At 66.6% G+C, this 12,364-nt stretch carries 11 protein-coding genes; 5 read left to right on the top strand and 6 right to left on the bottom strand.

Annotation, left to right across the window (positions count from 1 at the left end):
• The first annotated feature begins 94 nt into the window (after window positions 1–94).
• From AC5Y21_RS13890 to pth, 4 genes are all read left to right on the top strand, one after another.
• Window positions 95–1,330, top strand: coding sequence for a cytochrome P450 (locus tag AC5Y21_RS13890; RefSeq protein WP_499913037.1), 1,236 nt, complete (start codon window positions 95–97; stop codon window positions 1,328–1,330).
• Between the two features lie 11 nt (window positions 1,331–1,341).
• Complete coding sequence (locus AC5Y21_RS13885) at window positions 1,342–2,211, top strand: oxidoreductase (protein ID WP_499913028.1); 870 nt, start codon at window positions 1,342–1,344, stop codon at window positions 2,209–2,211.
• 277 nt (window positions 2,212–2,488) lie between these two features.
• Complete coding sequence (locus AC5Y21_RS13880) at window positions 2,489–3,163, top strand: 50S ribosomal protein L25/general stress protein Ctc (RefSeq protein WP_499913027.1); 675 nt, start codon at window positions 2,489–2,491, stop codon at window positions 3,161–3,163.
• Between the two features lie 23 nt (window positions 3,164–3,186).
• On the top strand, window positions 3,187–3,762 hold the full coding sequence (gene pth / locus AC5Y21_RS13875) for an aminoacyl-tRNA hydrolase (protein WP_499913026.1): 576 nt from the start codon (window positions 3,187–3,189) through the stop codon (window positions 3,760–3,762).
• A gap of 18 nt (window positions 3,763–3,780) precedes the next feature.
• Here pth and AC5Y21_RS13870 read toward each other — a convergent pair whose 3' ends face one another.
• The 6 genes from AC5Y21_RS13870 to AC5Y21_RS13845 all read right to left on the bottom strand — a co-directional run bounded on the left by AC5Y21_RS13870 (window position 3,781) and on the right by AC5Y21_RS13845 (window position 10,681).
• Window positions 3,781–4,668 (bottom strand): TauD/TfdA dioxygenase family protein, encoded by an 888-nt coding sequence (locus tag AC5Y21_RS13870; RefSeq protein WP_499913025.1) that lies wholly within the window; start codon window positions 4,666–4,668, stop codon window positions 3,781–3,783.
• A gap of 39 nt (window positions 4,669–4,707) precedes the next feature.
• Window positions 4,708–6,342: a fatty acyl-AMP ligase gene (locus AC5Y21_RS13865; RefSeq protein WP_499913024.1), complete on the bottom strand. Its 1,635-nt coding sequence runs from the start codon at window positions 6,340–6,342 to the stop codon at window positions 4,708–4,710.
• Between the two features lie 257 nt (window positions 6,343–6,599).
• Window positions 6,600–7,553: a 4-(cytidine 5'-diphospho)-2-C-methyl-D-erythritol kinase gene (locus AC5Y21_RS13860; protein WP_499913023.1), complete on the bottom strand. Its 954-nt coding sequence runs from the start codon at window positions 7,551–7,553 to the stop codon at window positions 6,600–6,602.
• 80 nt (window positions 7,554–7,633) lie between these two features.
• On the bottom strand, window positions 7,634–8,578 hold the full coding sequence (gene rsmA, locus AC5Y21_RS13855; protein WP_499913022.1) for a 16S rRNA (adenine(1518)-N(6)/adenine(1519)-N(6))-dimethyltransferase RsmA: 945 nt from the start codon (window positions 8,576–8,578) through the stop codon (window positions 7,634–7,636).
• A complete protein-coding gene (locus tag AC5Y21_RS13850) occupies window positions 8,533–9,660 on the bottom strand; it encodes a resuscitation-promoting factor (RefSeq protein ID WP_499913036.1) in 1,128 nt (375 codons plus the stop codon). Before AC5Y21_RS13850 ends, rsmA begins: the two co-directional genes overlap by 46 nt.
• A gap of 160 nt (window positions 9,661–9,820) precedes the next feature.
• Window positions 9,821–10,681 carry a TatD family hydrolase gene (locus tag AC5Y21_RS13845; RefSeq protein ID WP_499913021.1) on the bottom strand — a complete coding sequence of 287 codons (861 nt, stop codon included), beginning with the start codon at window positions 10,679–10,681 and terminating at the stop codon, window positions 9,821–9,823.
• A gap of 18 nt (window positions 10,682–10,699) precedes the next feature.
• Between AC5Y21_RS13845 and metG the strand changes: the two genes are divergently transcribed.
• Window positions 10,700–12,253 (top strand): methionine--tRNA ligase, encoded by a 1,554-nt coding sequence (gene metG / locus AC5Y21_RS13840; RefSeq protein ID WP_499913020.1) that lies wholly within the window; start codon window positions 10,700–10,702, stop codon window positions 12,251–12,253.
• The last annotated feature ends 111 nt before the right edge of the window (window positions 12,254–12,364 follow it).

Below are 12,364 nucleotides of genomic sequence, written 5' to 3'. Positions count from 1 at the left end.
GCGTGAGGGCCACGCGCAAATTACGCCATCGGGCGCGCAAATATGCGCGCTGCGGCGGATCTTCCTAGCCGTCAGCAACCGGATAGTCGACGCCATGACAAGCCAAACTGCACTCGACTGCCCAAGCGTCTTTCATGCCGGACTGCCCAGCATCGCCTACGACCACCTCACCGATCCCGACGAAGCTCACCGCGTCATCGCCGAAGCGCGCAGCCAAGCCCCGATCGCCATCGGCCCCTACGGGCCCGAGGTACTGAGCTACGAGCTGGTCCGTGCCGTGTTGCGCGACAACCGATTCGTCACGGCCCACGGTCTCGGGCTGCCCTCGCGAGGAATCACCTCAGGTCCGCTCTGGGACAGAGCCGTCAGCAACATCCTGGGCTTGGACGGCGCTGTGCATCATCGACTGCGCCGGCTGGTATCGAAGGCCTTCTCGCCGCGTGCCGCCGAACGGCTGCGCACCCTGGCCATCGACATGATCACCGGACTGGTCGAACCGTTCACCGCCGTCGGTCGCTGTGACATCGTCGCCGATATCGCACGGCGTTACCCCACGCCGATCATCTGCGCGCTGCTGGGCACGCCGGCCGAAGATTGGCAGCTGTTCTCCGACTGGGTCGACGACATCAAGAAATTCTTCGACGCCACTGTCGCCGAGGACGAACCGGCGATCGTGCAGGCGTGGAACGAACTGGACGCCTACCTCGAAGATCTGATCGCCCGCCGGCGCGCGTCGCTCACCGATGATTTGATTTCCGATCTGATCCGGGCCGAAGAAGACGGCGACTGCCTCACCCACGACGAATTGCTCATGCTCTGCGCCACGCTGCTCGGCGCCGGCACCGACACCACTCGCAACCAGCTCGCCGCAGCGGTGCAAACTCTGTGCGCACATCCGGCCCAATGGGCCATGGTGGCCCGTCATCCGGAGCTGGCACCCCACGCCGTCCATGAGCTGATGCGTTACAGCCCAATCATTTTCGGCGCCATCCGGCAGACCGCCGAGGACGTCGAGCTGGCCGGAGTCCGCATTCCGGCCGACACGCTGGTTATTGCCAATACCGCTTCGGCCAACCGCGACCCCGAGGTCTATGAAGACCCAGACCGCCTCGACGTCACCCGCCCGGGACCGGCCGCCGTCCTCAACTTCGGTGGCGGCGTGCACTACTGCCTCGGCGCTCACCTCGCGCGGCTGGAGTTGACCGAAGCCCTTCGGGTCATCACCTCGCGTATGCGCTACCCACGCCTGGCCGGCCCGGTCCCGTGGCGTGCCATCGGCGGGATCAGCGGACCCACCAGCGTGCCGCTGGAGTTCGACGCCGGGCACTAGGCTTGGCGGGCATGGCTGACTGGACCGCCGCAGACTTGCCCTCGTTCGCCGGGCGCACCGTGATCATCACCGGCGCCAACGGCGGGCTGGGCGCGGTGACGGCCCGCGAGCTAGCCCGCAACGGCGCCAAGATCATCATGGCCGTCCGCAACACGGACAAGGGCGAGGCCGCCGCGCGGCAGATCCCCGGTGATGTCGACGTGCGTCGGCTCGACCTGCAGGATCTGGCTTCGGTGCGGCAGTTCGCGGAAAGCGTGAACAGGGCCGACATCCTGATCAACAACGCGGGCATCATGGCCGCCTCATACGCCCTGACCGCCGACGGCTTCGAGAGCCAGATCGGCACCAATCATCTCGGTCATTTCGCGCTGACCAACCTGCTGCTGCCCAAGCTGGCTGACCGAGTGGTGTCGATATCGTCCATGGCGCACGTGCCGGGCCGGATCAGCCTCGACGACCTGCATTGGCAGAGACGCCGGTATTCGCCCTGGCTGGCCTACAGCCAGTCGAAGCTGGCCAACCTGCTGTTCACCAGCGAGCTGCAGCGCCGCCTGGATGCGGCGGGTTCGCCGCTACGTGCCGTGGCGGCCCATCCCGGCTACTCGCACACCAACCTGCAGGGCGCCTCTGGCCGCAAGCTAGGTGATGCGATCGTTTCGGCCGCTACCCGGATGGTGGCCACCAACGCGGATTTCGGTGCCCGGCAAACGTTGTACGCGGTGTCGCAGGACCTGCCTGGTGACACGTACGTCGGCCCCCGATTCGGCTACCTCGGCCGCACCCAACCGGTCGGACGCAGCAGGGCGGCCCGGAACTTGGCGACCGCCCACGCGCTCTGGCAGCTGTCTGAGGAACTCACGGGCACCAAATTTCCTTTCTGAGCGTCACCTCAGCACCTGATCGACCGGAGCCATCCGATTCCCAAAAGTGATTGCGCATTTGATATCGGTTTCTAAAACCGACACAGGCCCCGCCAGCAGCGACTGGTGTGACGGATGTGACGATCGGCAACGATTCGAATTTCCGGTCTCCCCGCGCATGCGCTAACCTGACCAGGCGTCACGGCGAGGGTGGCCGGCTAAATAGCCAGCACCGTTATCGACGGAGACCGACATACTGTCGCGATCCTGGCCGTGCCCGGAACACAGGAGCGACACGATGGCAAAGTCAGCAGTCAACCAATTGGCGGTCACGGTGCGTACCGAGACCGGTAAGGGCGCGTCCCGACGGGCCCGGCGCGAAGGCAAGATTCCCGCCGTTCTCTACGGCCACGGCGCAGATCCGCAACACCTCGAGTTGCCCGGCCACGATTTCGCGGCCGTGCTGCGGCATTCCGGCACCAACGCGGTGCTGACCCTGGACATCGCGGGCACTGAGCAGCTGGCGCTGACCAAAGCGCTCGATATCCATCCAATCCGCCGCACCATCCAGCACGCCGACCTCCTGGTCGTGCGCCGCGGTGAGAAGGTCGTCGTCGAGGTCAACGTCGTCGTGGAGGGCGAACCCGGTCCCGACACGCTGGTCACCCAGGAGACCAGCGCCATCGAGATCGAGGCCGAAGCGCTGTCGATTCCCGAGCAGTTGACGGTGTCCATCGAGGGCGCCGAGCCGGGGACACAGTTCACCGCCGGACAGATCACCCTTCCTGCGGGTGTGAGCCTGATTTCCGACCCCGAGTTGCTGGTGGTCAACGTTGTCAACGCGCCGACCGCCGAGGACCTCGAGGAAGAGGGTGCGGGCGAGGAAGCCGAGGGTGCGGAAGCAGCAGAAGGTGCCGAAGGCGCCGAAGAAGCCGGCGAAGCCGAAGCGGCCTCCGCAGACGAGTCCGAGTAGGCGGCTCGCCCACGGAGACAAAAGTGGCCGAACCGCTTCTGGTGGTCGGCCTGGGGAACCCGGGAGAAACCTACGCCCGAACCCGGCACAACCTGGGGTTCCTGGTTGCCGACCTGCTCGCCGCAAGACTGGGCGCAAAATTCAAGGCGCACAAGCGTTCCGGCGCCGAAGTCGTCACCGGCCGGTTAGCCGGACGCTCGGTGGTGCTGGCCAAGCCGCGCTGCTATATGAACGAGTCGGGCCGCCAAGTCGGCCCGCTGGCGAAGTTCTATTCGGTACTCCCGGCCGACATCATCGTCATCCACGACGAGCTCGACCTCGAATTCGGCGCTATCCGGCTCAAGTTCGGGGGCGGTGAGGGCGGGCACAACGGGGTGCGTTCAGTGGCGTCGGCGCTGGCTACCAAGGACTTTCAGCGGGTCCGCATCGGCATCGGCCGTCCGCCGGGACGCAAAGATCCGGCAGCGTTCGTCCTGGAGAACTTCACCGCCGCGGAGCGCGCTGACGTCCCAACCATCTGCGAGCAGGCGGCCGACGCCGCCGAGTTGCTCATCGAGCTGGGGTTGGAGCCCGCGCAGAACCGCGTCCACGCTTGGTAGCCCCAACTGTGCCGGCCGTCATTTTGCCGTCTGGCGCGGCGGCGGGTACATGGCGTCAAGCCCGTCGGCGGCCGACGCGGAAACCGTGGTGCGCACCATGTAACGCGGCTCGCGCGCCGGCCACGGCCGGCCACGGTGCATGGTCGCGCGATTGTCCCACATCACCACGTCGCCCTTGCGCCATGAGTGCAGATATCTCGCAGCAGGGGCGGTTGCCGCCGCTGTCAGCTCGGCGAGCAACTCCCGCGCCGCTTTCCGCTCCATGCCCTCGATCGCGTAGGTGTGCGAGGCCAGGTACAGCGCCTTGCGGCCGTTGACCGGGTTCTTCCAGACAAGACGCCAGCATTGCGGCGGCAGCGCCGCCCGCTCCGCCGGACCGGCAAGGTCGGGCGCGATCTTGCCACGCGAATAGGCGTATTCGTGCCAGGCGAAGTAATTTTCCAGCCGTCGTTGCAACGCCGGATCGAGGCGCTCGAAGGCGAGCCGGGTGGAAACATACTCGGTTTCGCCCCCACGCCCCGGAATAACGCGCGACGAGAGCACCGAAGCGAGCGCCGGCACCCGCTTGAACGAACTGTCGGTATGCCAGAGCTGGTTCGCCTTGCTCTCCAAGGCGAGCCGGTGATCTTCCGGCACTACGTCGCCCTGCTCGTCGAGGGTCTTGAGGATCACGAGGTTGGTGCCGTGACCATCCGAAGCAACCTTGGTGACCTCGAGCGGGCCGAAGCGGCGCGAGAAGGCAAGCTGCGCTTCATCGGTGACGTCCTGGTCGCGAAGGACCAGAACCGAGTGCTCCTCGAACGCCGCGCGCACCGCCGCGTATGCGGCATCGCTTGTCGCAACATCTTCGATGTTCACTCCACGCAGTTCCGCGGCAAAGCCCGGACACAACGGCACGATTTCCATCGGCGCCCTCCGTCTAGCTCCAGGGCCCGGCGAACGCTACTAAGTGACCAGCGTCAGAGAGTTGGACCGGCGCAGCTTGCCCGACGGTGTCTTCGGGATGGTTCCCGGCCCCAGGACCACGACGTTACGTGGCCGCATGTCGACCTCGGCCAGCACCTCGTGCGCCACCTGGTGCTCGATGCGGCGCACCGCGGCGGGGTCCTCGAAGGCGTTCGACTCGACCGCGACCGCAAAGGTCTCACGCGAATGTCCGGCGTCGAGCCGGACCGCCACCGCGCAACCCGGGCGGACACCTTCGACGCGGCCCGCGGCCCGTTCGATGTCGGTCGGGTAGATGTTGCGGCCGGCCATGATGATGACGTCCTTGACGCGGCCACACACCACGATGTGACCGTTCTCCATCTGATAGCCCAGATCACCGGTGTCGTACCAGCCGTGCTGATCCTGCGCCGGAAGGAATCCGCCCATCGTGATGTAGCCCGGGGTCACCGACTCGCTGCGCAACTCGATCACCCCGACTCCCCGGGGCGGCAGGATGTTGCCGTCGTCGTCGATGATGCGGGCCTCGATGCCCTGCAGCAGCGGCCCCAGCGAGGCCAGCCGGCGGGTATTGCCCCGGGTGGCCGGGACCGCACGGCGCAAGGCGGCCAACAGGTCGGTATCCACCTCGTCCACGACCAGACCGGCGCCGCACTCGGAGAACGCCACCGCGAGCGTGATCTCGGCCATCCCGTAGGCCGGCAAGATCGCTCCGGGGTTCAACCCGAACGGCTTACCCGCCTCAACCAGGTCCTCGACGTCAGCGGGCTCCACCGGCTCCGCACCCGACAGCGCGAAGCGCAGCGTCGACAGGTCGAACTGGCCGGGCTTGGCCTGCTTGCGCAGCCGCTTCGCGAACAGCGAGTAAGCGAAGTTGGGGGCGGCCGTCATCGTGCCCTTGTACTTGTCGATCAGTTTGGCCCACAGCAGCGTGTCCCGCATGAAGTCCATCGGGGTGACCTTGACCAGCTCGCCGCCGAAATACATCGGCACGGTCAAAAAGCCGATCATGCCCATGTCGTGGAACAGCGGCAGCCAGCTGACCATCACGTCGGTGTCGGCGTTGTACTCGGCGCTGATGAACATCGCCTCGAGGTTGGCGAACAGGTTGCGGTGGGTGATCTGGACCGCTTTCGGGGATCCGGTCGATCCCGACGTCAACTGCATCAGGGCCAAATCGTCCTCGTCGACCTCGATGGGGTCGATGGGATCGGATGCCAGCAGCTTTTCGACGGTCAGCACCGTGATGCCGCGCTCCTCCAGCACCGGTGCTGCGACCATGAACGGCTCGGAGATGACGATCGCCTTGGCCTCGATCATGTCGACGACGTTGGTGGTGTCCTCGGCCCAGATTGCCAGGTCGGTGCGCGGAGTCGGCTGGTGCAGCATGGTCAGGCTGGCGCCGCGCATCCACAGCCCCTGAGCGGTCGGAGCGATCTCGACGGGAGCACCGGCGAGCACACCCACCCCGTCGCCGTGGCCTATGCCGGCGGCTGCCAGCCCACCGGCGATCCGGCGGGCCCGCTCGTGCACCTCGCCCCAGGTGTGGCGGACCGGCGTGTGGGGCTCACCGGTCACCATGCCCTTGGTGGTCTCGCGGGCGTTGCGGAACATCTTCTCGGCAAATCTGCTCAACACAAACTCCTCGGTTCCGGCATTGTTCCCAAGGTTCGGGATCTCATGCTCCGCCTGCCGCGGACCACATTGTGGCAGGCGCGCGCACACAGTTGGGGCGCGGTTATGTCTCGAAACAGTGATGAACCGAAGACCACACGAGCCTCAGCCAGGAAGCCCGCTTGCCTGCCGCGATTCGTCACCGCGGATTATCTTAAACTCCTCTTAAGTAACCGCCAAACTGTGACACAAGATGAGTGCGAATTCACACGAAGCGGTCAGTGGAAGTCTGCGGGCGCAGGGACCACCCGGGCACCGGCTACCGGCCCGGTAGCGACCCGAACCGTGCGGCACACACCCGCACCCGCCAGCTGCGCGCCGACATCGACCGCCGACGCCTCCGAAGCGCACAGGAACGCGCAGGTCGGTCCCGAGCCGGACACGATGCCCGCCAGCGCGCCCGCCTCGACGCCGGCGCGTAAAGCCCGCCGCAGCGCCGGGTCCAGGCTGACGGCAGCGGCTTGCATTTCGTTGCCCAGCAGCGGCGCCAGCTGTTCCGGATCGCCGGCAGCCAGGGCGGCCAGCACCGGCCCCGGCTCGTCAAGTCGCGGCGGATCCCCCGCCGCCCGCAGCCGGTCGAGCTCGGCGTAAACCGCCGAGGTGAGGAGCCCGCTGTCGGCGAAGGCCAGCACCCAGTGGAAGACATTGCGGGACAACACGGTGGCCAGCTCCTCGCCGCGGCCGGTGCCCAAAGCGGTACCGCCGTGCAGCGCGAACGGCACGTCGCTGCCCAACCGCGCGGCGAGCATGCGCAGGTCGCGGCGGGGCAGGGCGAGTTCCCACAGCGAGTTCATCGCGACCAGCACCGCTGCGGCATCCGCGCTGCCGCCGGCCATCCCGCCGGCCACCGGAATGGCTTTGTCGATCATGATCGACACGTCGGGCGCCCTGCCCACGTGCTCGGCCATCAGCACGGCGGCTCTCCAGGCCAGATTGCGGTCGTCGGTGGGCAGCTTGTCGGCGCCCTCGCCGACGAGCTCGAGCGACAGCAGGTCGGCGTTGCGCACGGTCACCTCGTCGACCACCGACACGGCGTGAAACACCGTCGTCAGCTCGTGATAGCCGTCCTCGCGGCGATCGCCGACCGCCAGGTGGAGGTTGACCTTGCCGGGCACCCGAACGGTGACCGACCCGGTGGGCACCCACAACTCAGCGGTGTTGCCGTCAGACATCGTTTTTTCGGACGCCAGTCACCGCAGCAGACTATCGCTGCCGGCGGCGAACCACACGCAACAGGCCGTAACGACGCGGGCTAGCCGGCCGCGGCGGTGTTGTCCGATCGCTGCAACAGTCGCACGAAGTCGTCGATGGACAGCGTCTCGCCGCGACGGGCCGGGTCGATACTGGCGGCCAGCAGTCGGCTCGCCGACTCGTTGCCCGAGCCCGCCCATCCGGCGAACGCGTTGCGAGATGTCTTGCGCCGCTGCGCAAACGCGATGTCCACCAGCTCGAACACCTGCCGGCGGAAGGCCTCGCCGGTCGGGTCCGCCGGGTCGGTTGGTTTCGGCAGCCACGGACTCGTCGCATACCGGTCGATGCGCACCAGCCCGGAGTAGACGCGCGGGATCGGCCAGAACACGGTCGGTGACACCGTGCCGCAGCGGCGTACCCGCCCGAAGAAACGCACCTTGACACTGGGCACGCCATATTCCTTTCCGCCCGGCTCGGCGGCAAGCCGCTCGGCGACCTCGGCCTGCACCATCACTGTCACGGTACGGATGGACGGGAATTCGGCGAGCAGATGCAACAGGGCCGGGACCGCGACGTTGTACGGCAGATTGGCGACCACCGACGTCGGTTCGGCGTCCAGGTCGGCACGGCGGATCGTCAACACATCCCGGTTCAGCACCGTCAGCCGATGGATTTCACTGTGCGAGTGCTCGGCCACGGTCTGCGGCAGCCGCTCGGCCAGCACCGGGTCGATCTCCACGGCGATGACGGTGGCGCCGCGGTCGAGCAGCGCCAGTGTGAGCGAACCGAGACCGGGCCCGACTTCCAGGACTACGTCGGAACGGCCCACCCCGGAGACCGAAACCACCCGTCGCACCGTGTTGGCGTCATGGACGAAGTTTTGTCCAAGTGATTTCCGTGGCCGGAATTCGAGTTCTTTGGCCAGCCGCCTGATCTCCGTGCCCCCGAGCAGCCGGATGGTCAGCGTGCACCCGCGCTTCCGCTGCACACTGGCCAGGCGCCCCATCCCTGGCGCTGCTGTGTCACCTGCGCGATCGCGATCTGCTCCTCGCGGGTGGCGAGGTCGGCACGCGGCGCATATTGCAGACCACCGTTGCGCTCCCAGGTGCCCTGATCGAACTGCACTCCGCCGTAATACCCGTTACCGGTGTTGATCGCCCAGTTTCCGCCGGCCTCGCAGCCGGCGATGGCGTCCCAGATCGCGCCGTTGCTGATCGCCGGCAACTCGGTGCCGGGCTTGGTCCCGACGCGCACCACCGCTTCGCGGGCGGGCGTCACCACGATGTTGCCGACGGGCAGCCGGCCGGTCTCGACGCCGTTGACGGTGGCCACCGCGAACGTCACGTCCTGAAGCCCGGGCACGCCCGCGTCTTCGACGATCCGGCGGCTGATGTTCAGCTCGGGGTCCTCGATACGACGAGAGCCCGGCGGCAGCTCGACCCGCTCGGTGACCTGATGGATGCGGTTACGGGTCACCTGGATTTGCATACCTTCGACGATCGGCGTCATCGCGTTGGGCACTACTTGGTCGCTGTCGAGCAGCGGTGCGCCGGCCGCATTCAGCAGACCCGCCACATTCGGTGCCGGCAGGTGCACCGTGCGCACCACGCCACCATCGTTGATCTCCACCGTCTTTGCGCTGACCACCGGCAGGGCCATACCGGCCAGCGGAACGCGGCTGCCGCGGGAGGCGGCGGCCGGCGCAGTGTCGGTCATCGCGAGCTGGGCAAGCGCCTCGTCGACGGTCGATGCCGTCGTCCAAACCTGGCGGGACTGCTGGCCATCCAGCGAAATCTGCAATGGGCGGCTGCGCCTCAGCACGATGTTGTCGGAGTTTTGGACTTGCACTTCGGCGGCGGGGTACAGGTCGTCACGGTCGCCGACGTCGAACCCGTTGTCTCGGATGATGTCGATGACGCGCGACTTCATCGTCGTCACCCGCAGCACGGTCCCGTCCACCGTCAACGTCACCGTCTTGGCTGTCGAGACCGCATAACCACCCGCGAACGCGAGGGTCAGCAGCAGCCCTCCGACGAGAATCCGCAACAGCGGTGACGGTGCCTGATTCAGTTTTGCCAAAATACTCAACGACCGCGTATCCCCGACCTCAGCAACCACTTCAACGACCTTTTCGAGCTTTAAACGCCAAAAAAGGGCCCAGGGGCCCACCGCATGATCACAAGACGGTAACGAATGAGCCAAGGCTGGGCAACTCGACTAGCCGAGCTACAAATCAAACGCCGATAAGCTATCCCGCCGACAATCCGGGCCCGTAAACCCGGGCAGCATTGCTCGTCGTGGTTCGTGCCAACTCCACCGGCGAGCGATCTACCAGCTCAGCGATGGCGCGCACGGTATAGGGAAGGCAGTACGGTTCATTCGCTGAGCCGCGATAGGGATGGGGCGTCAGGAAGGGCGCGTCCGTTTCCACCAGAAGCTGCTCGGCGGGTATCAGCGGTACGGCTTCCCGCAGCGCGTGAGCGTTGCGAAAGCTCACCGTCCCAGACAGGCTGAGCAGCCATCCGGCATCGACGCAGCGGCGGGCCATCGCGCTGTCGGACGAAAAGCAGTGGAAAATCACGGTGTCGGGAGCGCCCTCGGCGGTCAGCACGTCGAGCACCTCGGCGTCGGCCTCCCGGTTGTGGATCATCAGCGGTTTGCCGATCCGCTTGGCGAGATCGATATGCCACGCGAAGGCCTCGCGCTGCACCGCCGGATCGGCGCAGCCGTCGAGGCGGCCCGGCCAATACAGATCCAGGCCGGTCTCGCCGACGGCCACCACTCGCGGGTGGGCGGCCAGTCGCTCGATTTCGGCACGGGCGTCGTCGGTGAGCGCGTTGGCGCGTGTCGGGTGCAGCGCCACCGCGGCGTAAACCCGCGGGTCCCACTCGGCGGCCTGCGTCACCCAGCGTGCCGAGTCCATGTCGTCGGCGATGGTCACCACCGCGACCACACCGACCGCCGCGGCGCGCTCGACGATGGCGGTGACGTCTGCGGGGTCGCGGGCGCCGCAGGCATCCAGGTGGGTATGGGCGTCGATCAAGGGCGCCAGCGGCTCTGGGGCGGGGGGTGCCTGCCGTTTACCGGTCCGGTCGGAGCTCACGGCCACACAATAGGGTGAGTCTCGATGAGGCCCTACTACGTCACCACCGCGATCACGTATCCCAACGCCGCACCGCACCTGGGACACGCGTATGAGTACATCGCCACCGACGCCATCGCGCGGTTCAAGCGGCTCGACGGCTTCGACGTGCGTTTCCTAACCGGGACCGACGAACACGGCCTCAAGATGGCCCAGGCGGCTGAGGCCGAAAGGTTGCCCACCGCCGTGCTGGCCCGCCGCAACTCCGATGTGTTCCAGCGCCTGCAGGAACGATTGGGCATCTCGTTCGACCGGTTCATCCGCACCACCGACGCCGACCATCACGAGGCGTCCAAGGAGATATGGCGACGGATAGAGGCCGCCGGCGATTTCTACCTGGACACCTACGCCGGCTGGTACTCGGTGCGCGACGAGCGGTTCTTCGCCGAATCGGAGACCGCCGAAGTGGACGGAATCCGGGTCGCCGTGGAAACCGGCACCCCGGTGATCTGGACGGAAGAGCAGACCTATTTCTTCCGGCTGTCGGCGTATGCCGACATGCTGTTGGCCCACTACGAGGCCAATCCCGACTTCCTCGCCCCGGAGGTGCGGCGCAACGAGGTGGTCAGCTTCGTCTCGGGCGGGCTACGCGACCTGTCCATCTCGCGGACCTCGTTCGATTGGGGTGTTCAGGTTCCCGGGCATCCCGATCACGTCATGTACGTCTGGATCGACGCGCTGACCAACTACCTGACCGGCGTCGGCTTTCCCGACACCGATTCGGAGTCGTTTCGCCGCTACTGGCCCGCCGACCTGCACATGATCGGCAAGGACATCATCAGGTTCCACGCCGTGTACTGGCCGGCGTTCCTGATGTCGGCTGGAATCGAGCTGCCGCGAAGGGTTTTCGCGCATGGGTTCCTGCTCAACCGCGGCGAGAAAATGAGCAAGTCGGTGGGTAACGTCGTCGAGCCGGAAGCGTTGGTCGACACATTCGGCGTGGATCAGGTCCGCTATTTCCTGCTGCGCGAGGTCCCGTTCGGTCAGGACGGCAGCTACAGCGACGAGGCCATCATCACCCGGATCAACACCGACCTGGCCAACGAGCTGGGCAACTTGGCCCAGCGGTCGTTGTCGATGGTGGCCAAGAATCTGGGCGGGGTGGTGCCCGAGCCCGGCGAGTTCACCACCGACGACGCCGAACTGCTGGCGGTTGCCGACGGCTTGCTGGAGCGGGTCCGCGCCAATTTCGACGCCCAGGCGATGCACCTGGCCTTAGAGACGATCTGGCTGATGCTCGGCGACGCCAACAAGTACTTTTCGGCGCAGCAGCCGTGGGTGCTGCGCAAGAGCGAGGCCGAGGCCGACCAGGCCAGGTTCCGCACGGTCCTCTACGTCACCTGCGAGGTGGTACGGATCGCCGCGCTGCTGGTGCAGCCGGTGATGCCTGACTCGGCCGGCAAGCTGTTGGATTTGCTCGGTCAGGACGAACACCAGCGGTCGTTTGCCGCGATCGGTGGGCGATTGACACCCGGTACGGCGCTGCCGCAGCCCTCCGGTGTGTTCCCGCGCTATCAGCCGCCCACCGAAGTCGAGTGAGCGGAACGCAGTGACGGGAACGAGACGAGCATCCCCTGAAGTCGAGTGAGCAGGCGCCGCGCACTTACGTTGTCCCGCAAGCAGGTTCGGGGGCCTGCTGCCGAGCGGTAG

The sequence above is a fragment of the Mycobacterium sp. NGS41 genome, from assembly GCF_059812725.1.
The sequence above is the reverse complement of the archived record's forward strand: the minus strand, read 5'-3'. Positions and strand labels throughout refer to the sequence as shown.

Excerpts from the sequence above, each read along its gene's own strand:
- AC5Y21_RS13870 (WP_499913025.1), bottom strand. The coding sequence starts at position 4,668 with ATGGAAATCGTGCCGTTGTGTCCGGGCTTTGCCGCGGAACTGCGTGGA.
- AC5Y21_RS13885 (WP_499913028.1), top strand. The coding sequence starts at position 1,342 with ATGGCTGACTGGACCGCCGCAGACTTGCCCTCGTTCGCCGGGCGCACC.
- AC5Y21_RS13880 (WP_499913027.1), top strand. The coding sequence starts at position 2,489 with ATGGCAAAGTCAGCAGTCAACCAATTGGCGGTCACGGTGCGTACCGAG.
- metG (WP_499913020.1), top strand. The coding sequence starts at position 10,700 with ATGAGGCCCTACTACGTCACCACCGCGATCACGTATCCCAACGCCGCA.
- AC5Y21_RS13890 (WP_499913037.1), top strand. The coding sequence starts at position 95 with ATGACAAGCCAAACTGCACTCGACTGCCCAAGCGTCTTTCATGCCGGA.
- rsmA (WP_499913022.1), bottom strand. The coding sequence starts at position 8,578 with ATGGGGCGCCTGGCCAGTGTGCAGCGGAAGCGCGGGTGCACGCTGACC.
- AC5Y21_RS13860 (WP_499913023.1), bottom strand. The coding sequence starts at position 7,553 with ATGTCTGACGGCAACACCGCTGAGTTGTGGGTGCCCACCGGGTCGGTC.